Origin of the sequence: Gordonia polyisoprenivorans, from assembly GCF_017654315.1 — a bacterium.
In the GTDB taxonomy this organism is placed as follows: Bacteria; Actinomycetota; Actinomycetes; order Mycobacteriales; family Mycobacteriaceae; genus Gordonia; species Gordonia polyisoprenivorans_A.
The window spans coordinates 4,504,031-4,526,101 of sequence record NZ_CP072203.1 but is presented as its reverse complement, the minus strand read 5'-3'; the positions used below and the strand labels follow the sequence as shown (position 1 = coordinate 4,526,101).

Here is a 22,071-nt window from a genome sequence, read left to right as displayed (position 1 = left end):
GCGTGTACCCAGACTACGGTCTGGTCGCACCTGTGACCAGACCTTTCGTGACTTCACCACGCGCCGTACGGTGAGACGATGTCGAACACGACCCGATGGGCCGGGGTGCCGTTGAGTGATCGGCGTACCGAACGACGGGCGCTGCTGATCACCGCGGCCTACGACCTGCTGGGTACCGATCTGCTCGGTCACGACCCGTCGGCGTTGTCGGTGCGGGCGCTGTGCCGCGCGAGCGGCCTCAACTCCCGCTACTTCTACGAGAGTTTCGCCGACGTCGACGAGTTACTCGGCGAGCTCTACGACGAGGTGGCCGCCGACCTCGCGGGTGTGGTCGCGGCGGCGATCGAGTGCGCCGGCCCTTCCGTACGATCGCGTACCGCGGCGGGTATCCGCGCCGTGCTCGCCCATGCCGGCGATGATCCGCGGCGCGGTGCCATCCTGTTCACGCATGCGCGCGCCAACCCGGTGCTCGCCGCCCGTCGAGTGGCGACCGAGGAACTCCTCATGTCCTCGGTGCTGGCCGAAACCGTTCGGCGACAAGGTGATCGGACGTCACGTCCGACGGCCGATCAGGTCGGGGCGGTGATGTTCGCCGGCGCGATGGCCGAGCTGGCACGGCAGTGGCTCGGCGGTCATCTGGGGTCGGAGCTCGACGTCGTCGTCGACGCGGCGACCGCCTTCGTCCTACGATCGGCGCCCGCCCGTACCTGATCGGCGGCGGGGGTGGCGAGCACCTCACGCAACAGCATCACGCGCACCGGTGCGAGGCCGGCCACCGACACCGCGATCACGGTCAACGAAATCCACAGCAGCGCACCGCTGGCCAGCAGCAGCAACTGCAGGGTCCAGGACGGGGCGGTCAGCGATTCCGACGCCAGCTGGCGTGCCCACAGGCGCCAGTAGATCATCAGATTCACCGTGAGCCCGACGACGTAGGAGATGCCGAACGACACCAGATACGGACGCCACGTGCCGTCGCGAAGCCGCGCCGAGAGCGATTCGTGTCGCAGAGGCGCCACCACGGAGAGCACGTTGCCCACGCCGAGCCAGACGAGCACCATGACGACGAACTGGTCGATCATCGCCGCGAGGTCGAGATCGGTGGTGACGGCGAGGTAGGCGAGGATGGGTACGGCCGCGATCGCGACCCCGATCACGATCATCAGGTTCTTGGCGACCAGGATTCGCCACAGACGTTCACCGGCCCGGATGTCGGTCCACACCCGCGCGGCGTCGAAGCACAGGGCGTTGGTGCACACCACACTCCCGACGACGCCACCGAAGACATACAGGGTCAACGACCCGGCCTTCTCGTAGGTCGCCCATCCCACCGATCGATAGACGACCACCAGCGACAGGCTGATCGCGAGGGTGATGACCACGCGGATCAGCACCGCGTGCGGTCGGGTCCGCAACGCGCGCGCCACCTCGTCGGTGGTGCGCCGCAGCAGGACTCGGGCCGCGTTGACGACGAGTCGGACCGTCTCGCGACGACCCCCTGCGCGGGCGGGTGAGGCGGCGAGCGCGGCGTCGGCGACGGTGAGATCCCGACGTGCGCGGCGTATCGCGTCATCGGCCATCTGCAGCCGCAGCGCGTCCCCGGATTCCGAGGCGGCGCCCAGCTGCTCGGCCAGGCGCGCCGCGTCGGTGGCCAGTGCGGCAATCTCGGAGGACAGTGAGTCCCCGGTGTCGCTGGTGTTCATGCCGACCATCTGATCACCCGGACCCACTGTCGTGCACGGCAGGCCGCCGGATCGGACGTGCGGACATCAGGGGAAGGGCAGGCCTCCCGTGCCGCCCCCATTGCCGCCGTTGCCGTTGCCGGTGCTGGGCACCGTGGTCTGTGTGTTGTCCACGGCGCTGCCGAGCTTGACCGTGACCGTGTGCTCCTGGCCGCCGCTGGACACGGTGATGGGCACCGACGAGCCGGGTTCGTGGGTGAGGATCTGGGCCATCAGGTCGGCGTAGCTCGTCACGCGCTGATCGCCCACCTTGGTGATCACGTCACCGGACTTGATGCCGGCGGCCGCGGCCGCACCGTCCCCGCTCACCGCGGTCACCTGGGCGCCCTCGACGTCGGCGGCATTGGTTTCGGCCAGCGAACCGGTCACCCCCAGCACGGGCTTGGTCGCGTGGCCGTCGTCGAGCAACTCGTTGGCGACGCGCCGAGCCGTGTTGATGGGGATGGCGAAGCCGAGACCGAAGGCCTGGACGCCACCCTGGGATGCCTGGCCGGTGTCGACCGCCGAGTTCACCCCGATCACCTGACCGGACAGATTGACCAGCGGCCCACCGGAGTTGCCAGGATTGATCGGGGTGTCGGTCTGGAGTCCGTTGTAGACCGCGACCTGCGAACCCTGCTCGTCGCCCGCGGTCACGGTGCGCGAGAGATTGCTGATGATGCCGGAGGTCACCGTGTTGGACAGGTTCTCCGGGCTGCCGACCGCGACCACCTGCTGCCCGACCTGCAGGCCGTCGGAATTGCCGAGTGTTGCCGGGGTCAGCCCGGACGCGTTCTGCAACTTGATCACCGCCAGGTCGTAGGACGGTGAGGTACCCACGACCGAGGCCTGGTAGGTCTTCTGGTCGGCGGTGGTGACCTGGATCGCCGAGGTGCCGCCGGCTCCGGCGATCACGTGGTTGTTGGTCAGGATGTAGCCGTCGGGGGAGAGCACGATGCCACTGCCGACCGCGGTGCCCTGGCTGCCGGCGACCTCGATGTCGGCGGTGAACTTCGACGTCGCCTGCGCAGCGTAGGTGATGGAGCCCGGCTGGGCGGGGGCAGCCGTCGTCGCGGCCGGTGTGGCGAGCTGCGGTGCCGCCGACGTGCTGTGGTCGACGAGCGCGCTGCCGCCGAGAGCGACTGCGCCACCGAGCAATCCCGCGATGACCGCCGTCGCGATGATCGGTTTCATCGACGACCGGCGTGCGGTGGCTCCGGCGGGCATCGGGCCGGTGGGTATCGGTGCGGTGGTGGAGGGGCCCGTGGGGTAGTGGCCACCGGGGTGCCCGGACGGGTCGTATCCTCCGGTCGCATACGGGCCGGTCGGAGGTGGGGTGTAGCCGGGCGTCGGGCCCCACCCTCCGGCGGGTTGGCCGTACGGGTGGGTTGCGCCGGCGGGCACATGCGGTGGCGGGCTCACCGGCGAGGTGGGCGTCTCTGGGGTGCTCTCGCCCGGAACGTGGTTGTCGGGATGGCGATCTGTGGTCACCAGACCACGTTGCCCAAGATCACTGAGAGCAATCCGAGAGGATTGTGTGGAATTGGCTGTCAATTCGCTGTTGAGGCGCCCACCGTCGTCGGTGGCTACTTCACCTCACCGCGCAGGATGCGAAGCACCCCGAAGAACAGCGGGATACCGATCCACACGATTCCGGAGACGACGAGCTTGGCCCATTCGCCGCCGCTCGCCCACTGCTCGGACTGGAAGGGCGCGTTGGTCATTCCGGGGTCGACCCAGGCTCCGAGATGGTCATGGAACCACGGCACCAGCTGACTGACGAGGGTCAGCGTGGTCGGCAGCACGAAGTAGGCGACGATCGCGCCGGGCGTATTCAGGATCAGCGCGGCGAAGCCGAATCCGAGGAGCAGCCCGAACAGTTGCAGCACAAAGGAGTTCACCAGTCCCGCGGCGGTGAACGACCATGCTCCGGCCGGATCGGCGAAAGCGAGACCGGCGATCACGTTGCCCACGGCCCCGAGCACGAGGGCGAGGCCGACGGCGATCACCGAGGCGATCAGCGCCGTCAGCAGTTTCGCGACGATGATCCGTTCACGACGCGGTTCCATCGTGAACGTCGTCAATGCCGAGCGCTGACTCCATTCACCGGTGACCAACAGGATCGCCATCACCGGCAGGATGATGCCCAGCGGAATGTTCATCATGCCGAAGAACTGGCCGAAGGTGAGGTTGGTGAGACTGTTGCGGTTGGCGATCAGCATCGCCACCACGACAACCACCGACAGCAGGCCGATGGAGGCGGCCAGCCAGAATCCGGCGCGGGTGTCGACGAGTTTGCGGAGTTCGACCCGGACCAGGCGGGTCATCGGAATGCCTGCGGTGCGCGTCGGCGCGGCCGGGGCAGCGGCGAGGGTGGTCATCAGAATGCTCCTGCGGTCATCGGTTGTTCGCGTTGGGTGGAGGCGGTCAGTTCGAGGAACATCTCCTCGAGCTTGGCGCCGTCGCCGGCGCGCAATTCGGTGAGCACGATGGCGTTCGCCGCGGCGATCCGTCCCACCTGCTCGGGGTCGGCGTCGGTGGTCAGTCCGCCACCGGACTGCGGCTGCGCACCGATGCCGGAGGCGTCGAGCGCGTCGGCGAGGGCCCGGTCGTCGAGCGAGCGCACCGTGGTCCCGGTGCCGGCGAGCAATTCGGCCTTGGTGCCCTGGGCGACGATGCGTCCGTTGCCGATGACGACGAGGTCGTCGGCGACGATCTCGATCTCGTGCAGCAGATGCGAGGACAGCAGCACGGTGCCGCCACGATCTGCGTAGCCGCGCAGCAGGCTGCGCATCCAGTGGATGCCGGCCGGGTCGAGGCCGTTGGCGGGTTCGTCGAGGATCAGCACCCGCGGATCGCCCATGAGCGCGTTGGCGATTCCGAGTCGCTGCCGCATGCCGAGGGAGTAGTTGCGGACCCGGCGGCCGGCCTCCTGTGGTGTCAGGCTGACCAGTTCGAGCATCTCGTCGACCCGGGTGCGGGGCACCCCGATGGTCATCGCGGTCAGGCGCAGGATCTCCTCACCGGTACGCCCGGCGTGCTGTGCGGACGCGTCGAGGAGTACGCCGACCTCGGCCGCGGGATTGGGGATGTTGCGATAGGCCTGCCCGTCGATCGTCACCGAGCCCGACGTCGCCGGGGTCAGTCCGGTCATCACCCGCATGGTGGTGGACTTGCCCGCCCCGTTCGGGCCGAGGAAGCCGGTCACCTGCCCCGGGCGGCACGCGAACGACACGTTGTCGACGGCGACGTACTCGCCGTAGCGCTTGCTGAGGTTCTCCACTGTGATCATGGAGACCATCGTCGCCGCACCAGGTGGGTGCGCACATCGGGCGCGAGGATGGACCCGATCTACGACGAAAGTCTGACACCGCCTGGCCGTCGGGTGCAGGCGGCTCGGGGATCACCCCCACTACGGTGAGGGGGTGCGTCCCGAGGAGTATCAGCCGCCGCTGAATTGGTGGAGCCATACGTGGCGTCTGCTGCTGATGCTGGCGATCTCCGCGGTGGCGATGATCGGACGCACCGATCACGTGGGCGCTCACGTGATCTGGTGGCTGATCCTCGATCTGGCCCTCGGTGTGGTGTGCTTCGTCGCGACCTGGTGGCGCCGAACCCATCCGGTCCTGGTCTGTACCTTGACCAACCTGGCCGCCACGGTGTCGGTCAGTTCCTCGGGAGCCGGGGCGTTGGCGATGGTCTCGTTGTCCACCCGGCGGCGCTGGCGTGAGATAGCGCCGCAGATCGTGCTGGGAATCGTGTGCAGTGCGGTCGCCGATGAGTTCGTCTATCGACCCGATCCGGGTGAATCACCGTTGGTGCGATACTCGTTCATCGTCGCGATCACCGCGGTACTGGTCGCGTGGGGCATGTACATCGGGTCGCGGCGCGAACTGCTCGCGAGTTGGCGCTCGCGGGCCATGCTGGCCGAGCAGGAGCAGCAGGCGAAGATCGCCCAGGCCCGCTCGGTCGAACGGGCGCGGATCGCACGGGAGATGCATGACGTTCTGGCGCATCGAATCTCGACGGTGAGCATGTATGCCGGGGCGTTGGCCTACCGCGCCGACCTGACGCCGGAGCAGGTACAAGACACCGCGTCGACGATCGAGGAGAACTCGCGACTGGCCCTCACCGAATTGCGTGAGGTACTCGGGGTGCTGCGCGAGGGACCCGGCGATGCCGACCCGGAACAGCCGCAGGCCGGCCGCGACGACGTGGACAACCTCGTCGAGCAGAGCCGGGCGGCGGGCATGCGGGTGAGCTATGTGCGCACCGACGACCTGCAGACGGTCGCGGCCACCACCGCACGGACCCTGTATCGCTGTCTGCAGGAGGGTTTGACCAACGCGCGCAAGCATGCACCGGCGTCGGCGGTGACCGTGCGCATCGAACCCGGACGCTCGGGTGGGATCGATCTGCTGGTGGCCAATCCGCTGCCGATCGGCGACCGGTCACCGGCGCTGCCGCCGTCGGGTCTGGGGCTGATCGGGTTGGGCGAGCGTGTGGAGTTGAGCGGTGGCCGGTACTCGACGACCCGCACCGACGACGGGATGTTCATCCTGCACGTCTGGCTGCCGCCGGCCGTGACGACCAGAGACGACCCGAACAGAGACGACCCGAGAACACGATGATCAGGGCGACGGAGATTCGAGGAGGTGGCCGGTGATCGCACGGGTGATGATCGTCGACGACGACCCGTTGGTGCGGTCGGGACTGAAGTTGCTGCTCGGCGGCGAACCGGGCTTGTCGATAGCCGCGGAGGCGGCCAACGGCAGTGCGGCGCTCGACGCGCACCGCAGCGACCCGGTCGATCTGGTGTTGATGGATCTGCGGATGCCGGTGATGGACGGGATCGCGGCCACCACGGCCCTGAAGGCTGCCGAGCCGGCGCCCGCGGTCATCGTGCTGACGACCTTCGACGCCGACGACTATGTGGTACGGGCATTGGCGGTCGGTGCGGACGGGTTCCTGTTGAAGGACACACCACCGCAGCAGATCGTGGCGGCCATCGGCAACGTCCTCGACGGGCAGCCCGCACTGAGTCCCTCGGTGACCGCGGCGCTCATCAAACAGGTCGTCGACTCCGGGCAGCGGTCGGGGTCGGTCGAGGCGCGCGAGGGCATCGCGCGCCTGACCGAGCGGGAACGCGAAGTGGCGATCGCGTTGGCCAGTGGAGCGTCGAATGCCGAGATCGGCGCCGAGCTCTACATGAGTGTGGCCACCGTCAAGGCGCACATCTCACACATCTTCGCCAAACTCGGGGCGGCCAATCGTGTACAGGTGGCGATCGCCGTCCACGACGCCGGACTGGTCTGAACCTCTTCTCACACAGCCTGTTCGACCACGTGCGGCGACTCGGCGGCGCCGGCGGCGAGGAACGCACACACCGCGATCGCCGCGCAGACCAGCATGACGATTGCGAGAGGGCTGGCGGTCTCGGGCCCGGCGACGCTCACCAAGGGTGACACCAGCGCACCGAGCCCGAACTGCAGGGCGCCCAGTACCGCCGATGCGGCGCCGGCGTTGGTGACGACCGACGACATGGCCAGGGCGGTGGCGTTGCCGAAGACCAGGCCCAGGCTCGAGACCATCACGAACAACGGCACCGCCAGCCAGGCCGGCGGTGCGCCGGTCACCACCAGCAGCGCGAAACCGATGGTGGCCGTGGACATCACGGTGATCCCGACGGCGACGAGCCCGCGGACAGCGCGGGTGGCGACCAACCGTGCGGCCAGCGCGCTGACGGCCATCAGGCCCGCCGCGTTGACCCCGAACGCCAGCCCGTACACGCCGCTGGAGAGTCCCATCATGTCCTGATAGACGAACGGCGACGCCGAGATGTAGGCCATCATCACCGCGAAGGAGAACGCGAAAGTGCCGCTGTAGCCGAGGAATCCGAGCCGACGCAACTCGCGGGTCGATCTCGGGTGATCGGCGCGGCGGCGTGCGAGCCGGCGATCTCGGGGCAGGGTCTCGGTGATGACGCAGGCGATCGAGACGAGCATGACGACCGAGATCGCGAGGACCACCCCGAGGATTCCGCGCCACCCGATCGGATCGACTAGGAACCCGCCGAGCAGCGGCGCGAGCACCGGCGCCACCCCGCCGACGATCATCATCAGCGAGAACGCCCGGGCGGCTGCGCGTCCGGTCGCGAGGTCGGAGATGATCGCGCGGCCGATCACCATGCCCGCAGCTCCACCGAATCCCTGCAGGAACCGGGCGGCGACGAGCACACCGACAGTGGGGGCGAGCGCGGCGAGCACGCCGGAGGCCACACACAGCAGTGCCCCGGCCAGCAGCGGACCCCGACGGCCGAACCGATCCGAAAGCGGACCGAAGGCGAGTTGGCCGGCGGTGATGCCGATCAGAAAGGCGGTGAGCGTCAACTGGATTGCGGTCGCCCCGGTGCCCAGGTCGTCGGTCATCTCCGGGAAGGCCGGCAGATACAGGTCGGTGGCGAACGGAGCCACCGCCGACAGCAGGGCCAGCACCAGCAGAACCGGTCGAGTGACGCCGGAGCGGGTGACATCGCCGTGTTCGGCTGCGATCCCGGGTGTTGTCGACGGCATATGGTTATGAGAACATATCTTTATGGCGCGTGTCGAACGCACACCGAGGTCACGGGCAGCACTCCTCATCGAGATCGCCGACGTGGTGCTGCGCGTGGCACGCGAGGTCGAGCCCCACGGACCGCACGGTCCGTCCGGCGTGGTGCCACTCAACGGCAGCGAGGCCGCGGTGATGCGGTGGGTGCACCGCCACCCCGGCGGCACCCCGGCTCAGGGTGCCACCGCAACGAGGCTGCAGCGCAGCAACTTCAGCGTCGTCATGCGCTCCCTCGAGGACAAGACGATGATCGTTCGGGAACCCGATCCCGGCGATGGCCGCTCGGTGCGGCTGTATCCGACCGAGCTTGCCCTCGCCAGCATCGCCCGGCTCCACGAGTTCTGGGTTCACACGATGTCCGCGGCGCTGCAGGCGCAGACGGCGGCCGGGGCCGAGCCGGTCGACCTCGATCGGCTGCGCACCACCCTTGACGTGCTCCGCGAACTCGACGAGGGATTGCCCCGGACTCGGTGATCGGACCGATCGCTGTCCTCGGATCATCGCTGTCATCGGATCGATCGCGGTGGCGAAGTCGCGACCCGCTCGCCACACTGGAGACCACAGCGCCTGATGCCGACGACAGGCCACGACGGAAGGCCCAACGATGGCTGGTCACAACGAGAACTTCGGATTCGATCCCGAGGACTTCGATCGCTTCGCCCGGGAGGCCGCCGACGGCTTGCGTCAGGTCTTCGGGCGCTTCGTCTCCGAACCGGCGGCGTCGAGTGTGTTCTCGACCTTCGTCGACGCCACGTCGGGCCGCCGCACCAAGCCGGAACCGCCCACCGCGGGCGAGGTCGGGGCAGGCGTCTGGGCGGTGTTCGACGTCGACGAACGCGGCGATGCCCGGGTGGAGCAGGTCTTCGCCACCGAGATCGACGCCCTGCGCGCCAACCAGCACAACACCGACCCCCGACGCCGGGTGCGGTTCCTGCCCTACGGCATCGCGGTCAGCGCGCTCGGCGGTTCGGCGATCGCCGCCGACAACAGCGGCAGCGAGGACGAGGATCGCGGCGGTGCGGCAGGGGAGTCCACCGAGAGCTGACTGCGTGCGGACGGCTCACGTGGCCGAGCGCAGCGCCTCGCGTCGTTGCTGCGCCTCGGTGAACCGTCGGCGCTGCACGTCGTTCTCCGGGACCAGCTGCGGTACCGCGCACGGACGACCGTCGTCGTCCATCGCGACCATCGTGAAATAGCAGCTGTTGGTGTGCCGGCGCTCGCCGGTCTGGATCGACTCGGTCTCGACCCGGATACCGACCTCCATCGACGTCCGACCGGTGCAATTGATGGACGCCGACAGGATCAGTAGTTCACCGACCCGGATCGGCTCCCGGAAGATGACGCGGTCCACCGACAGGGTGACCGCATAGTGGCGCGAGTAGCGGCTCGCGCACGCGTAGGCGACCTGATCGAGCAGTTTGAGCAGGGCGCCGCCGTGCACGTTGCCGGCGAAGTTCGCGAGGTCGGGCGTCATCAGCAGCGACATGTACAGCGTCGACCGGTCGGTTCCCGGATGGATGTGCGCGTCGGGCGGCGACGGCACCTGCGCGGGCGGGGTCATCGGTGCGCTCCTCGCGATCGGGGCCGGCGCTCACGGACGACATGGCGGGCCGGTGGTCGCGTCATGATAGGCACGTCGAGGGCGATGCGGCAGGATAACGCGGGTGAGCGTGCTTGCCGAGGCGGCCTCGGATCCCGACCGCACCACCGCGGTGACCCTGTTCTGGATCGCGGTGGCGGCGGTGGCCGCGCCGCTGGTCGCCCGCCTCACCCGCCGCTACGTCCCCGAGGTCGTGGTGCTGTTGATTCTCGGCATGGTGTTCGGGCCGCACGTCCTCGCCGTGGGTGATCCGGACTCGGTGGCCGCGGTCAGCCAGCTCGGCCTCGGCATGCTCTTCCTGCTCGCCGGATTCGAACTCGATCCGACGATCTTGCGCGGCAAGCCCGGCGCGGTCGCGGGCGGGATCTGGTCGCTGAGTCTGCTCATCTCGACGATCGCGGTGGCGCTGTTGGTGGCGCCGGGCGATTTCACCGCACACGTGGCGATCGCGATCGCGATGACCTCGACGGCATTGGGGACGTTGCTGCCGATCATCAAGGCCGACGGGCTGCTCGAGCAACCGTTGGGGCGCGCGGTGATGGCACACGGGGCGGTCGGTGAACTCGGTCCGATCCTGGCGATGTCGTTGCTGTTGACCAGTCGCAACATCGGCGGCGCGGCGATCGTGCTCGCCCTGTTCGGCATTGCGGCCCTGATCCTGTTCGCGCTGCCGCGGCGAGCCGGCCGGATTCCCGCCCTGCGCGCCGCGCTCGTCGAGATGGAGGGCGGCACCTTCCAGTTGCCCGTCCGTGTCGTCGTGGTGCTGCTCGCGGCGTTCATGGCGGTGGCCGCGGTCTTCGATCTCGACGTGGTGCTCGGTGCCTTCGCCGCCGGCATCGCCCTTCGGCGCCTGCTGCCCGAGGACACCCGGGTGGTCGAGAGTCTCGAGGTCATCGGTTTCGGCCTGCTCATCCCGGTCTTCTTCGTGACCTCGGGCATGAACATCGATCCGTCGGCGGTGGCGTCGGCGCCGATGCTGTGGGTGATCCTGGTCGTCGGCATCGGGGTGGCCCGCGGCGTCCCGGTGTGGGTGGGCGAGCGGCTGGTGACCCACGACGCGAGCCTGCGCGCCGGACGCGAACGCATCTCGCTGGCGCTGTACGCGGCCACCGGCCTGCCGATCATCGTTGCCGTCACCCAGGTCGCGACGAGCAGTGATCTGATGTCACCGACGCTGGCCTCCACGCTCGTCGCTGCGGGCGCCACGACGGTGCTGGTGTTCCCGCTGGCAGCTCGATTGATCGCTCGTGAGGACGCAGCGGCGCCATCCGCGGCGTCGTGATGCCGAAGGACACGCGTGGGCGTCCGTCAGGCGAGCAAGCCCGCCAGACGAGCAAGGGGACGACCCACGCAGTGGATCGTCCCCTCGGCCGGACCCGGGACACACCGGATCCGTGCTGCGTTTTCGTCGATCAGAGGTACTGACCGCAGACGGGCCAGGCGCCCGGTCCCTGGGTGGCCAGCACGTTCTCGGCGACGCGGATCTGCTCTTCGCGCGAGGCGTAGGCCGGGTTGCCGGTGCCGCCGTTGGCTTCCCAGGTGGACTGGGTGAACTGCAGGCCGCCGTAGTAGCCGTTACCGGTGCTGATCCCCCAGTTGCCGCCGCTCTCGCATTGCGCGACGGCGTCCCAGTTGTGGCCGGTGTCGGCCGATGCGGTCGCGGTTGCCACGCCGAACGGGGCCACCGCCAAAGCGCCGATCACTCCGGCGCGCACAGCAAGCTTCTTCATGGTGGTCGTCATCCATTCCTCCTCTCATCCGCCCGGTGGTGGGCAGGTGATTCTCGGACCGGAGGCGACCCTACGGGCTCGGTAACGGTCAGGTCACGCCCACGCTTGCGACCTGCGGGAAAATCATCACGGTGAGATAACGCTGTGAAGTCACCATGAAATGCCTGCGCATCGCGGCGTGTCGCCTTCCCCGGCCAGGGGTCGGGGAGACCCTGGAAATGTGACCAAGCGCACAGTGATTTTATGGTTCATGTCACGTGTTTTCGGTTGTGTCGCTGTCCGTTTCGCGGCATTGATGTCGAAAGTTGCTCGCGGAATGCGCAATTCGTCGTCTACGTCGGACCGGGCGGGCGAGCGCGTGCTCAGTCCCCTCACAGTCCGCGGGGTTAGCCTTGCGCGGTTTACGTGCCGACGCTGCCGGCCCCAGGGGACGACGCGGCGCACAACGGCGCCCTGACGATGAGTGGAGAACGGATGGCCAGCGAGTTCGATCGACGTCGGTCGCGTGCGTCCTCCGGACGTCACCGCGCCGCACGGCCCGATCGGCCGACTGCGGGCGAGGTGTATCGCCGGGCGGCGCAGCGCGGAGCCGACGAGGACACCTCCGTCTGGACGCCGGTCGGGGGCTTCCCCGCGGAACCGGACGTATCCGATCCCCCCGATCTCGCCGGCTCCGGACCCACCGGGCCGCGGCCGAGCCGCCGATCGGTCTCCGAGGATCCGACCCGGCCCATTCCGGCTCGTCGTGGTGGCTCACGGGTCCGCCCGTCCGGCCGCGATTCCGCGCGTCCCGCGCGTCCCGCGCCTCCCGCGCGCCGGCGGACCGCGATCGGACTGGCGCGCGCGGCGGTCGTGGTGTGCTCGGTCGTGGCGTTCGTCGTCTGCGGGGCGATGTGGATGGGGGCCAGCACTTTTCGTGGTGGGCTCGGGTACTCGAACGCGCTGCAGGGTGCGCCGCGGTCGACCGATGGCGCCCAGAACATCCTGCTGATCGGGCTCGACACCCGAAAAGACAAGAACGGCAACGACCTTCCCGACGATGTGATGCGACAGCTCCACGCCGGTGACGGCGACTCGGGTGGCTACAACACCAATACGCTGATCCTGATGCACATCCCGGCCGACCGGAAGAACATCGTCGCCTACTCCATCCCGCGCGACGACCTCGTCGAGACGCCCGATCTCGACGTGTCGCAGGCCAAGATCAAAGAGGTGTACGGCCGCACCAAGGCGGCCACCGAGGACCAGCTGGCCAACGAGGGCATCAGCGATCCGGCCACCCTCGAGGCCAAGGGCCGTGACGCCGGCCGTACCGCGACGATCAAGGCGGTGCGCACCTTGACCGGGGTGCCCATCGACCGGTTCGCCGAGGTCAGCCTGATCGGTTTCTACGACGTCGCCAAGGCGCTCGGCGGTGTCGAGGTGTGCCTCAATCATGCGGTGTCCGACGACTATTCGGGCGCCAACTTCAGTGCGGGCATGCATCGGCTGTCGGCGTCGCAGGCGCTGGCCTTCGTGCGCCAGCGTCATGGGCTGACCCGTGGCGACCTCGACCGCACCCACCGCCAGCAGGCCTTCCTGCTCTCCGCCCTACATCAGGTGCAGAGCGCAGGGACGCTCACCGACGTCGGCAAGCTGAACCGCCTGATGAGCGTCGTCGACGACGACGTCGTCTTCTCCCAGGGCTGGGACGTGGTGTCCTGGGCGCAGGACATGATCGGCGTGCCCGATCAGAAGATCAGCTTCCAGACCCTGCCCGTCGTGCGGTATGCGACCGTCGACGATCAGGACGTCAACATCATCGATCCCGTCGCGATCCGCGCCGAGGTCCAGCGTGCCTTCGGGGTACCGGTCACCGCACCGGCGCCGTCCTCCTCCGGTACCTCCCAGTCCGGCGGTTCGCAGTCCGGTGGTTCGGCGTCGGACTCCGGGTCGGAGGCGACCCCGACCACCGATGACTCCTCCGACGGGGCTCAGGACGCCAGTGCCGACGACTCCGGACCGGCGCCCGACAGCGGTCCGGCCGTGGTCAACACGGGCACCATTCCCTGCGTCGACTGACCGGCTGCCACCTGCCCAGACGGACGGGCCGTGGCGGGTTCGTCGGGAAATGCCGATGCCGGGTCGAGGTGATCGGCACACTGGACCCGGGTACAGCCCTACGCGGGGTGGGAGCGAGGAGAAGACAGTGACGCACACAGCACAGCCGGCAGCAGGGGTCGGCGCCGCCTCATCGGATTCGGATCCGGTCGAGGTGGTCGTCGAGGCGCCACTGGGGATCGTGACGTTGACCCGCCCGCGGCGGCGCAATCCGCTGTCGACGGAGACGATGCGGGCCGTCACCGCGGCCCTGCGGGCGTTGGGGTCCGACGACGCCGTCCGGGTGGTCGTGATCCGTGCGCACGGGCCGGCGTTTTCCGCCGGACATGACCTGTCCGAACTCGTCGCCCGCACCCTCGACGACGAGCGCGCGGTCTTCGACACGTGTGTGGAGATGATGGCCGCGGTCCACGAACTCGATCGACCGGTCATCGCCGAGGTTGCCGGGGCGGCCTTCGCCGCCGGCTGTCAGCTCGTCGCGACCTGCGATCTCGCCGTGGCCGCCACGACCGCGACGTTCTCGACCCCGGGCGTGCGCATCGGATTGTTCTGCTCGACGCCGATGGTGGCGCTCACGCGCGCGATCGGGCGCAAGCGGGCGATGAAGATGCTGCTCACCGGTGACGCCATCGACGCCGACACCGCCGCCGACTGGGGACTGGTCAACGACGTCGTGTCACCCGACGAACTCGCGACGACGGTGCGTGAACTCGCGCTGCGCATCGCCGGGTCGAGCGCCTCCGCCCTGGCCATCGGCAAACGTGCCTTCTATCAGCAGATCGACGAAACCGAAACGCACGCATACGAGCTCATGGCCGAGACGATGGCGACCAACGCGATGACCTGCGATGCGCAGGAGGGGGTGTCGGCGTTCCTGGCCAAACGCGCTCCGGTGTGGACCGACCGGTGAGGTGTGTGCGGGCCTTCCTAGTACTTGTCGGCAGCTGAGCCGGCCGGGCCCGGGTCGTCCTGCGGCGGTGTTGCCGGATCGGGATCGTCGGCATTGTCGTCGCTCTCGACGTGTTCGTCGGACGGCGGCGTCGTTCGTTGCGGGACAGAGGAATTGAGCAGGACGTCGACCCATCGGGTGGACGGATCGATGTCGAGCAGCAGCACCTTGCACATGATGGTCAACGGCACTGCCAGGATCGCCCCGAGCGGACCGAGGACCCACGCCCAGAACAGCAACGACACGAACGTCAGGGTCGTCGAGAGTCCGACGGCGTCGCCGACGAACTTCGGTTGGATCACCGACTGGATGACGACGTTGATCACGCTGTAGACCACGATGACCACCAGCATCGTCGGCACACCGCCGTCGAGGAGCCCGAGCAGCGCGGGAGGGATGACGCCGATGACGAATCCGATGTTCGGGATGTAGTTGGTGATGAACGACAACAGGCCCCACAGGATGGGCAGCGGTATGCCGATGATCGCGAGCGCCACGCTGTCGAACACCGCCACGATCAGACCGAACAGCGTGGAGACCCACAGATAACTGCGAGTGGCCTGGGCAAAGGCGGAGAAGGCCGACGCGATGTCGGGGCGCTCGGCGCGCAGATACTCCATCCGATCGCCGAAACCGACCGAGTCGGCGGCCATGAACAACAGCAGCGCCAGGATCAGGACCAACGACGAGGCGACCCCGGCGGTCGACTGCAGGAGGTCGGTGGCCGCGCCGATGATCTTGCTGGAGTCGATGTTGTGCAGCATGTCGTGCACCTTTTGTTCACTGACCCCGTGCGAGGTCAGGAACCGCTGGAACGAGGCGACGAGATCGTTGAACTTGTCGCTGTAGTTCGGCAGGATCGTCGCCAGGCGCGCCACCGAGTAGGCCAGCGAGGCGAACAGGCCCACCAGGATTCCGTGCACCAGCACCAGGACCGTGACGAAGGCCAGCCAGGCCGGTCAACCCTTGCGTCGCATCCACCCCGCTGCCGGGGCCACCGCCACCGTCAGCATCAACGCCAAGAAGATCGGTGCCACCAGCGAGGAGACCGATCGGATACCCGCGACGGCCACCACGATGCCGGCGATCGAGACCAGCACGATGGCACCGCGCGGCATCGACCACGCCGGTGGGTTCGCGCGCGGCGACATGGGTGCGTGGCCTTTGGCCATATCGGGGGTGCCCCTTCTCCGGCGGGGCGCTCGGAGACCACCGAGCGCCCAGTGCTGACGTGCTCTCCGCAAAGACTAGGTCCGGTGATGCCCGTTGTGGGCGCTTCCGCCACCGCGAGCGCGGACAAATCACCCGGGAGGGATGAGTCACGCCGATCCGCACGCCTTCTGCGCGCGCTGCGTAGAAGTGTGGGCGGCAGCGCAGCGGCGGAGGAGACTGTCGGGGCCTCGTGTCGCGATGCCGCCAGCGGCTCCGACAGGACAGACGACATGACAGACCGCTGACCCCAGACGACCCCTGCCCCCGCGCACGTACACCGCGGCGGCCGGAGTCATGGAAGGACCACCGTGACCGCGACCACCACATCGAGCGCCGCAAGCACCTCGAGCGCCGCAAGCACCACCCCCGCGAGTGGCGAATACACCGACGCCGACCTCGATGCCGTCTTCGGGCCGGTGTTCGCCCGGATCGCCGAGGGAGCCGTCGCGCGAGAGGAGGACCGCCGCCTCGCCCACGACGAGATCTCATGGCTCAAACAGGTCCGTTTCGGTGCGCTGCGTGTCCCCGTCGAATTCGGCGGTTACGGAGCATCGGTGCAGACCCTGTTCCGGCTGCTGATCGACCTCGCGGCGGCGGAATCCAATCTGCCCCAGGCGCTTCGGGTGCACTGGTCCTTCGTCGAGGATCAACTGCTCGCCGACGACTCGCCCGCCCGACAGCGGTGGCTGCAGGCCGTGGCCGACGGCACCCTGGTCGGCAACGCCATCACCGAGCCCGGAGTGGGCGCCGTCGACCGCTATCGCACCACGGTGACCGACATCGAGGGCGGATACCGCGTCGACGGCACCAAGTACTACAGCACCGGCAGTCTCTACGCCGACCACATCCTCGTCGCCGGTGATCATGGGGGAGAACGTGTCTCGGTTCTCGTCGACGCCGACGCCGACGGGGTCGTCCAGCACGACGACTGGGACGGCTTCGGTCAGCGGCTGACCGCGAGCGGCACCACGGAGTTCACCGGTGTCGAGGTGCCCGCCGATCGGCTGCTCGGCGCCGGATACGGAGCCCCCGGCCGGACGTATGCGACCTCGTATCTGCAGCTGGTGCAGCTGGCGGTGCTCGCGGGTATCGCGCAACGCGCGCTGGACGACACCTCCGAATGGGTGCGGGCCCGCACCCGCACCTTCACCCACGCCGCGGCGGATCTGCCCCGCGAGGATCCGTTGGTGCAGCAGGTCATCGGACGCCTGGCCGCTGCCGCATACACCGCGCGCACCCTGGTCCTCGACATCGCGGGCAAGCTCGATCTGCTCCTCGACGGGGGTGCCACCGACGAAACGCTGCTCGACGAGGTCGAATTCGACGTCGCCCGCGCCCAGCACGCGGTCATCACGACGGTGCTCGACGCCACCTCAGCCCTGTTCGAGGTCGGCGGCGCGTCGATCACCTCCGAGCGGCTGCGCCTGGACCGGCACTGGCGCAACGCGCGGGTGATCTCGGTGCACAACCCGCTCATCTTCAAGCTGCGCGCCATCGGCGATCACGTCCTCAACGGTGCGGATCTCCCCTATGCGTGGAGCGCAGGTGACCGCGGGTCGGTGAAAGTCGAGGCAACACAGGGCGAGTAAGGGCAGCCCACCGCCCGGCCCGGGCGCGGGTGAAAGTGACGACGAGTGGTCGGCGGTTCACGCCGACCACTCGTGCGTTTCCAGATCCTGCCAGCGGACATCGAGGTGGCAGGCGGCCACAGCGGCGTGTTCGGGCCCGAGTAACTCGGTCAGCACGTTGGTCATGATGTCGCGCACCTGCTCCGAATCCGACGGCAACACGTCGTGGTAGCGGGCGATCAGGCCGATCCGGATGCGGTCGACGCGTCCGTCCTCGCCGTCGACGAGCAGATGCACCACCAGGCGACCCACGGTGCGGCGGAGTCGTACCGCGAGGACCTGCTTGAGGACCCGGTCGGAGACCTGAACCCCGGGAGTGTCTGTGTCGAGGGGTCGGCCCGGTCGGCGCACCCGCCCGAGGTTCGCGGTGATCGCGGTGACGAGGCGATTGGCGTCCTCGCTGAGACGGTCGGTGGCACCGTCGAGTTCACGTCCGGCAGCAACGAGCCAGGCGTCGGTCTGTTCGTCGTCGAGTTGGCTGGTCACTCCTGGGCTCCTTCCTGCGGTGTCGGGTCGGTGTCGGTTTCGGGGTCGTCGGGCGGGCCAGACGATCGGCCACCCGGCCGCCAGGGTTCCAGCCGGGTGGCGAGGTAGCGGCGACTGCGCTGAAGATGTCCGCGGACCGATCCGGTGCTGATCTGCAGAACTCGCGAGATCTCGGCCAGCGACAATCCCTCGACCTCGCGGAGCCACCACACCGCCCGGGAATTCTGCGGCAGGGTGAGCAATTCGTTACCCAGCGCCTCGACCAGGGTCTGCCGCATCGCCTCATCCGACGGTAGCGGTTCGGCGGCGGCCAGGTCGGCGAATTGGACGTCATCGGTCGGGATGTCGCGACGACGGCGTCGGTAATCGATGGTCTTGCGGTGCGCGATCGCGAACACCCACGTCTTCACACTGCTGCGAAAAGCGAAGTCCGGCAGCCCCCGCCAGGCATCGAGCAAGGTGTCCTGGGCCAGGTCCTCCGCGGTCTGGGAATCGGGCACCATCCGGCGCAGATACCGCAGCAAGGGCGGGGTCAGCCGGGCGACCAGCTCCGAGAACGCCTCGGTGTCGCCGACGGCAGCGGCCGCGGCCAACTCGTCGTCGGACAGATTGCCCAACGCCAGACCCGAAGCCTGGGAGCTGTGACCGGACTCACTCGAATTCATGCGTGCACATTTCGGTTCCACTACGACTCACCTTATACCGGCATCGCGCACCGCAATCCGGGACGACGATGAGACGCACCGAGGTCTTCTCGCCGCGCCCTGTGCGGCGGATGCCGCGAGCAGTGTCCACCGTCGAGTAGTCGAGTGAGTACAGAGGAGTTCTCGTGACCGATTCAACTGTGACCGAAAAGACCAAGACCACCGCCGCCCCAGCGACGGACACCAGCGAGCCCACCGGAAAGGGCCTGGCACTGGCCCGCGAGAGCGGCGCGCCCGGTGACCGTGGCAGGACCGTGATCGCCGATGCTGTCGTCGCGAAGATCGCCGGCATCGCGACCCGCGAGATCGACGGCGTCCACGACGTCGGTGGTGCCGCCGAGCGTGTCGTCGGAAAGATGCGTGAGGTCCTCCCGGGAACCTCGGTGAGCACCACCCAGGGCATCAACGTCGAGGTCGGCGAGAAGCAAGCGGCCGTCGACGTATCGATCGTTGCCGACTTCGGCGTCGCCATTCATCAACTGGCCGCGGCGATCCGGCGCAACGTGATCAACGCGATCGAATCCATGACCGGGCTCGAGGTCACCGAGGTCAACGTCACCGTGCACGACATCAACTTCGGCGATGACGACGACGACCAGACCGACACCCCGCCTCGGGTCCAGTGATCGCTGTGCAGGCCGAATCCGGAAGTGACCGGCTCCCCACACGTTCCGGGGAGCCGGGCGCCGACCTTGCGCAGCGGGTCGCGGACGCGGTGACCGCGGTCGACGGGGTCACCGGTCTGCACGGCGGCGTGTTCGGCGAGATCGCCACCTATCTTCCCGGCGGCCGGGTCAGCGGTGTGCAACTCGACGACGACCGCGGCGGAGTGCACGTGATCGTCGACATCTCCCACGACCTGCGTACCGTCGCCGCGAACGCGGTGGCTGTTGCCACGGAGGTCGCCGGGGTACCGGTCGATGTGACCGTCGAGGACATCAGCTTCCCGGGACAGCGGGCGGAACAAGCTCCGGAACAACAGAATTCGGGTTCCCGACGCGGCACCCCCGCCGGCGATGACACACCCGGCGCGACAGACAGGAAAAACAATGGGTAACAACGCAACCATCGGCCTGATCGTCGGACTGTTGCTTGCGCTCGCGGTCACCACCGGTGGATTCGGCGGCTTCGTCCTCGCGCTGGTCCTCGGTGGTATCGGGCTGGCACTGGGTCTACAACGCGACGGCGCCATCGATCTCGGTGCGCTGCTGCGAAGCCGGAACCGTGGCTGAGTCGTCGAACCCGACGCGCACCGGCGCCACCGTGACGAGAGGCGTCGACAACGTGCGTCCGGACGCCGTCGGGACCGCGGCACCGGCCACCGGGGATGCCAAGGGGGCGTTGATCATCGCCGACCGAGTGGGCGCCAAGATCGCCCGCCGGGCAGCACTCGACATCGACGGGGTCACCCGGTACAGCAACACGATCGGATCACTGCTCGGACCGGGAGCACTGGGCGCGGCATACCCCGCGGTGCGCGTCGACATGTCCGACACCGCCCCGCTGGTGGAGGTCACGGTTGCGCTGACCTGGCCGTGCGCGGTGGCGCAGGTGTGCCGGGACGTGCGCGCCCACGTCGCCGACGAACTGGCGCGATTCACCGGGATTCGGCCCTCGCGGGTCGATGTGACGGTGGGAACGATCACCACCGATAACGGGGACTCGACCACCCGCGACGGCTACGTGGAACTACCGGCCCCCTCGGAGATCGAGAAGCGCGATTCCGCGCCGGATGACAGCCCGTCGGATGACACCGCGCCGGATGACACCGACATCGACATGGTCACCGACACCGACACCGAGACAGTGCAGGGGAGGGTTCACTCATGACCACATCGACGACACCCGAATCCGCATCGCGGCCACGGGCCGAGATCGTCGCCGAGAACCAGGATCTCGCCGGCGGTAAGGTCTTCGCCCCGGCCGCCTACCCGGGCGCGGCGATCGTCGGGTCGGTGATCGGGCTCCTGTTCCTCGGCCTGGCGTGCGTCGGGATCCGAGATCTCATTGTGGACGCCGGATGGATCGACGGGACCCGATGGACGACGAATACCGCCGACTGGATCACGAGAAGTACCTGGCAGGACTGGATGTGGCCGGTCGCGGTGATCTGCGTGATCGTCGGACTGTGGTTGATGTGGCTGGCCGTCAAGCCCCGGCGCCGCACCCACGTCCCACTCGGAGACTTCGAGGTGATGTGGACCCGCCGCGGCGACATGGCGCGCCGCGCGAGTGCCGCACTGCTCACCGTCCCCGGGGTCGAGCACGCCACGACCGTGGTCACCCGACGACGGGCAAAGGTCACCGTCACCGTGTCGGGCGGTGTGGACGAGCAGACCATGTGCGACCGCGTTGCCGAGGCACTGGCCCCGGTGAAACATCCTCCACGCGTGGTGATCCGGCGCGTGGTCCGCAGCAAGGAGGCACGCTCGTGAACCGGCGTCCAGCGATCCTGCACCGATTCACCGCCGCGGTGATCGGCCTGGCACTTCTGGTGGTGGGTGTCGGTGCCATCGGTTGGCAACTCGACATCACCCCCATCCACGGCTGGGTCGATCATCTCGATCCCACCTGGGCGAGCCGCACCACAGCGGAGAACTGGTGGTGGGCTGTGCTTCTCGGGGCCGTCGTCATCGCGGTGGTCTGGGGGTTCGCGCTACTCGGTGCGGCGTCGCGTCCCGGTCGGGTGGACGACCTGACCCTGACCGGCAGCGGTGCCGACGGAATCCTGACGGTTCCGCCCAAGCTGATCGCCGCCGCCGTCGCCGACGAACTGTCCGAACGGACGATGTTCGACAAGGCGACCGTGCGTGCCCTCGATGATCGCGGACGCAGCATCATCCGCATCGACGTCACCGCACCGCCGCGCTACTCCTACGACGAGATCGCCGAGGTACTCGGGCCCGCCGTGGAGAACATCCGTCGCGCGGTCGACGGGGCCGACATCCACGTCCAGGCGTTGGTCCACCTACAGAATCCGAGTCGCTGAGGCTGCACACGAGCGCAGAACTCACGAATATCAGACACGACACCGCATCTCGGTGTCGCCACGAACTCGCCGGGAGCCCCCGGCAGACCCGAGCGCACTGCGCGCCGGGACCATCAAGAGAAGGAGCTGTCATGGCACTCGAGGACAAGATCTCGAACAAGGTCGAAGACGCCAAGGGCAAGGCCAAGGAAGTCGGCGGCGACGTCACCGGCGACGACAGCCTCAAGAGCGAGGGCAAGGCCGATCAGGCCTCGGCCGCGGTCAAGGACGGCATCGAGAGCGTCAAGGACGCCGCAGGCAAGGTCAAGGACAAGCTGACCGGCAACTGAGCCGCGCGCGGTCA

At 68.4% G+C, this 22,071-nt stretch carries 25 protein-coding genes and 1 pseudogene; 16 read left to right on the top strand and 10 right to left on the bottom strand.

The genetic code is table 11. From position 1 onward, the window contains the following. Positions 1-78: 78 nt before the first annotated feature. Positions 79-711, top strand: coding sequence for a TetR/AcrR family transcriptional regulator (locus J6U32_RS20485; protein WP_208791912.1), 633 nt, complete (start codon positions 79-81; stop codon positions 709-711). Here the strand turns inward: J6U32_RS20485 and J6U32_RS20480 are convergent. From J6U32_RS20480 to J6U32_RS20465, 4 genes are all read right to left on the bottom strand, one after another. Beyond that, positions 633-1,703, bottom strand: coding sequence for a hypothetical protein (locus J6U32_RS20480; RefSeq protein ID WP_244332215.1), 1,071 nt, complete (start codon positions 1,701-1,703; stop codon positions 633-635). The genes J6U32_RS20485 and J6U32_RS20480 overlap by 79 nt on opposite strands. A 66-nt stretch (positions 1,704-1,769) precedes the next feature. After that, positions 1,770-3,212, bottom strand: coding sequence for a S1C family serine protease (locus J6U32_RS20475; protein WP_244332213.1), 1,443 nt, complete (start codon positions 3,210-3,212; stop codon positions 1,770-1,772). Between the two features lie 95 nt (positions 3,213-3,307). Further along, complete coding sequence (locus J6U32_RS20470) at positions 3,308-4,102, bottom strand: ABC transporter permease (RefSeq protein ID WP_208791910.1); 795 nt, start codon at positions 4,100-4,102, stop codon at positions 3,308-3,310. Next, positions 4,102-5,022 (bottom strand): ABC transporter ATP-binding protein, encoded by a 921-nt coding sequence (locus tag J6U32_RS20465; RefSeq protein WP_208791909.1) that lies wholly within the window; start codon positions 5,020-5,022, stop codon positions 4,102-4,104. Before J6U32_RS20465 ends, J6U32_RS20470 begins: the two co-directional genes overlap by 1 nt. Positions 5,023-5,146: 124 nt before the next feature. On the opposite strand from J6U32_RS20465, the gene J6U32_RS20460 reads away from it, so the two are divergent. Then, complete coding sequence (locus J6U32_RS20460) at positions 5,147-6,352, top strand: sensor histidine kinase (protein ID WP_208791908.1); 1,206 nt, start codon at positions 5,147-5,149, stop codon at positions 6,350-6,352. A gap of 31 nt (positions 6,353-6,383) precedes the next feature. Further along, positions 6,384-7,037: a response regulator gene (locus tag J6U32_RS20455; protein ID WP_208791907.1), complete on the top strand. Its 654-nt coding sequence runs from the start codon at positions 6,384-6,386 to the stop codon at positions 7,035-7,037. Positions 7,038-7,045: 8 nt separating this feature from the next. On the opposite strand, the gene J6U32_RS20450 is transcribed toward J6U32_RS20455, so the two are convergent. Then, on the bottom strand, positions 7,046-8,293 hold the full coding sequence (locus J6U32_RS20450) for a multidrug effflux MFS transporter (protein ID WP_208791906.1): 1,248 nt from the start codon (positions 8,291-8,293) through the stop codon (positions 7,046-7,048). Positions 8,294-8,315: 22 nt separating this feature from the next. Here J6U32_RS20450 and J6U32_RS20445 point away from each other — a divergent pair, with 22 nt between their 5' ends. Both J6U32_RS20445 and J6U32_RS20440 read left to right on the top strand, forming a co-directional pair. Continuing rightward, a complete protein-coding gene (locus J6U32_RS20445; protein ID WP_208791905.1) occupies positions 8,316-8,804 on the top strand; it encodes a MarR family winged helix-turn-helix transcriptional regulator in 489 nt (162 codons plus the stop codon). 130 nt (positions 8,805-8,934) lie between these two features. Continuing rightward, positions 8,935-9,375 carry a hypothetical protein gene (locus J6U32_RS20440; RefSeq protein WP_208791904.1) on the top strand — a complete coding sequence of 147 codons (441 nt, stop codon included), beginning with the start codon at positions 8,935-8,937 and terminating at the stop codon, positions 9,373-9,375. Between the two features lie 15 nt (positions 9,376-9,390). Here J6U32_RS20440 and J6U32_RS20435 read toward each other — a convergent pair whose 3' ends face one another. Next, on the bottom strand, positions 9,391-9,891 hold the full coding sequence (locus J6U32_RS20435; protein ID WP_208791903.1) for an acyl-CoA thioesterase: 501 nt from the start codon (positions 9,889-9,891) through the stop codon (positions 9,391-9,393). A gap of 103 nt (positions 9,892-9,994) precedes the next feature. Between J6U32_RS20435 and J6U32_RS20430 the strand changes: the two genes are divergently transcribed. Further along, on the top strand, positions 9,995-11,212 hold the full coding sequence (locus J6U32_RS20430) for a cation:proton antiporter (protein WP_208791902.1): 1,218 nt from the start codon (positions 9,995-9,997) through the stop codon (positions 11,210-11,212). A gap of 130 nt (positions 11,213-11,342) precedes the next feature. Here the strand turns inward: J6U32_RS20430 and J6U32_RS20425 are convergent, their stop codons facing one another. Next, complete coding sequence (locus tag J6U32_RS20425) at positions 11,343-11,672, bottom strand: transglycosylase family protein (protein ID WP_208791901.1); 330 nt, start codon at positions 11,670-11,672, stop codon at positions 11,343-11,345. A gap of 462 nt (positions 11,673-12,134) precedes the next feature. Here J6U32_RS20425 and J6U32_RS20420 point away from each other — a divergent pair, with 462 nt between their 5' ends. Then, a complete protein-coding gene (locus tag J6U32_RS20420; RefSeq protein WP_208791900.1) occupies positions 12,135-13,721 on the top strand; it encodes an LCP family protein in 1,587 nt (528 codons plus the stop codon). Positions 13,722-13,848: 127 nt separating this feature from the next. Beyond that, positions 13,849-14,670, top strand: coding sequence for an enoyl-CoA hydratase (locus tag J6U32_RS20415; protein ID WP_208791899.1), 822 nt, complete (start codon positions 13,849-13,851; stop codon positions 14,668-14,670). Between the two features lie 17 nt (positions 14,671-14,687). Here the strand turns inward: J6U32_RS20415 and J6U32_RS20410 are convergent. Beyond that, a pseudogene (locus J6U32_RS20410) lies at positions 14,688-15,881 on the bottom strand (AI-2E family transporter). A gap of 348 nt (positions 15,882-16,229) precedes the next feature. Between J6U32_RS20410 and J6U32_RS20405 the strand changes: the two are divergent. Beyond that, positions 16,230-17,510: an acyl-CoA dehydrogenase family protein gene (locus tag J6U32_RS20405; protein WP_208791898.1), complete on the top strand. Its 1,281-nt coding sequence runs from the start codon at positions 16,230-16,232 to the stop codon at positions 17,508-17,510. A gap of 57 nt (positions 17,511-17,567) precedes the next feature. Here J6U32_RS20405 and J6U32_RS20400 read toward each other — a convergent pair whose 3' ends face one another. Beyond that, positions 17,568-18,035 carry a hypothetical protein gene (locus J6U32_RS20400; protein ID WP_208791897.1) on the bottom strand — a complete coding sequence of 156 codons (468 nt, stop codon included), beginning with the start codon at positions 18,033-18,035 and terminating at the stop codon, positions 17,568-17,570. Beyond that, complete coding sequence (locus tag J6U32_RS20395; protein WP_208791896.1) at positions 18,032-18,700, bottom strand: RNA polymerase sigma factor; 669 nt, start codon at positions 18,698-18,700, stop codon at positions 18,032-18,034. The genes J6U32_RS20400 and J6U32_RS20395 overlap by 4 nt, the downstream gene beginning before the upstream one ends. Positions 18,701-18,864: 164 nt before the next feature. Here J6U32_RS20395 and J6U32_RS20390 point away from each other — a divergent pair, with 164 nt between their 5' ends. The 7 genes from J6U32_RS20390 to J6U32_RS20360 all read left to right on the top strand — a co-directional run bounded on the left by J6U32_RS20390 (position 18,865) and on the right by J6U32_RS20360 (position 22,057). After that, positions 18,865-19,365, top strand: coding sequence for an Asp23/Gls24 family envelope stress response protein (locus J6U32_RS20390; RefSeq protein WP_208791895.1), 501 nt, complete (start codon positions 18,865-18,867; stop codon positions 19,363-19,365). Continuing rightward, positions 19,362-19,796: a hypothetical protein gene (locus tag J6U32_RS20385; RefSeq protein ID WP_208791894.1), complete on the top strand. Its 435-nt coding sequence runs from the start codon at positions 19,362-19,364 to the stop codon at positions 19,794-19,796. Before J6U32_RS20390 ends, J6U32_RS20385 begins: the two co-directional genes overlap by 4 nt. Then, complete coding sequence (locus J6U32_RS20380) at positions 19,789-19,971, top strand: hypothetical protein (RefSeq protein WP_006367671.1); 183 nt, start codon at positions 19,789-19,791, stop codon at positions 19,969-19,971. The genes J6U32_RS20385 and J6U32_RS20380 overlap by 8 nt, the downstream gene beginning before the upstream one ends. Continuing rightward, positions 19,964-20,569 carry an Asp23/Gls24 family envelope stress response protein gene (locus J6U32_RS20375; RefSeq protein ID WP_208791893.1) on the top strand — a complete coding sequence of 202 codons (606 nt, stop codon included), beginning with the start codon at positions 19,964-19,966 and terminating at the stop codon, positions 20,567-20,569. The genes J6U32_RS20380 and J6U32_RS20375 overlap by 8 nt, the downstream gene beginning before the upstream one ends. After that, positions 20,566-21,174, top strand: a complete 609-nt coding sequence (locus J6U32_RS20370; protein WP_208791892.1) for a DUF6286 domain-containing protein — start codon at positions 20,566-20,568, stop codon at positions 21,172-21,174. The genes J6U32_RS20375 and J6U32_RS20370 overlap by 4 nt, the downstream gene beginning before the upstream one ends. Next, positions 21,171-21,728 carry a hypothetical protein gene (locus J6U32_RS20365; RefSeq protein WP_208791891.1) on the top strand — a complete coding sequence of 186 codons (558 nt, stop codon included), beginning with the start codon at positions 21,171-21,173 and terminating at the stop codon, positions 21,726-21,728. The genes J6U32_RS20370 and J6U32_RS20365 overlap by 4 nt, the downstream gene beginning before the upstream one ends. Positions 21,729-21,859: 131 nt before the next feature. Beyond that, positions 21,860-22,057, top strand: a complete 198-nt coding sequence (locus tag J6U32_RS20360; RefSeq protein WP_006367667.1) for a CsbD family protein — start codon at positions 21,860-21,862, stop codon at positions 22,055-22,057. Positions 22,058-22,071: the final 14 nt, after the last annotated feature.

Coding starts and splice junctions, on each gene's coding strand:
- J6U32_RS20485 (WP_208791912.1), top strand. CDS start 79: ATGTCGAACACGACCCGATGGGCCGGGGTGCCGTTGAGTGATCGGCGT.
- J6U32_RS20480 (WP_244332215.1), bottom strand. CDS start 1,703: ATGAACACCAGCGACACCGGGGACTCACTGTCCTCCGAGATTGCCGCA.
- J6U32_RS20470 (WP_208791910.1), bottom strand. CDS start 4,102: ATGACCACCCTCGCCGCTGCCCCGGCCGCGCCGACGCGCACCGCAGGC.
- J6U32_RS20465 (WP_208791909.1), bottom strand. CDS start 5,022: ATGGTCTCCATGATCACAGTGGAGAACCTCAGCAAGCGCTACGGCGAG.
- J6U32_RS20450 (WP_208791906.1), bottom strand. CDS start 8,293: ATGCCGTCGACAACACCCGGGATCGCAGCCGAACACGGCGATGTCACC.
- J6U32_RS20445 (WP_208791905.1), top strand. CDS start 8,316: ATGGCGCGTGTCGAACGCACACCGAGGTCACGGGCAGCACTCCTCATC.
- J6U32_RS20440 (WP_208791904.1), top strand. CDS start 8,935: ATGGCTGGTCACAACGAGAACTTCGGATTCGATCCCGAGGACTTCGAT.
- J6U32_RS20435 (WP_208791903.1), bottom strand. CDS start 9,891: ATGACCCCGCCCGCGCAGGTGCCGTCGCCGCCCGACGCGCACATCCAT.
- J6U32_RS20425 (WP_208791901.1), bottom strand. CDS start 11,672: ATGACGACCACCATGAAGAAGCTTGCTGTGCGCGCCGGAGTGATCGGC.
- J6U32_RS20420 (WP_208791900.1), top strand. CDS start 12,135: ATGGCCAGCGAGTTCGATCGACGTCGGTCGCGTGCGTCCTCCGGACGT.
- J6U32_RS20395 (WP_208791896.1), bottom strand. CDS start 18,700: ATGAATTCGAGTGAGTCCGGTCACAGCTCCCAGGCTTCGGGTCTGGCG.
- J6U32_RS20380 (WP_006367671.1), top strand. CDS start 19,789: ATGGGTAACAACGCAACCATCGGCCTGATCGTCGGACTGTTGCTTGCG.
- J6U32_RS20370 (WP_208791892.1), top strand. CDS start 20,566: ATGACCACATCGACGACACCCGAATCCGCATCGCGGCCACGGGCCGAG.
- J6U32_RS20360 (WP_006367667.1), top strand. CDS start 21,860: ATGGCACTCGAGGACAAGATCTCGAACAAGGTCGAAGACGCCAAGGGC.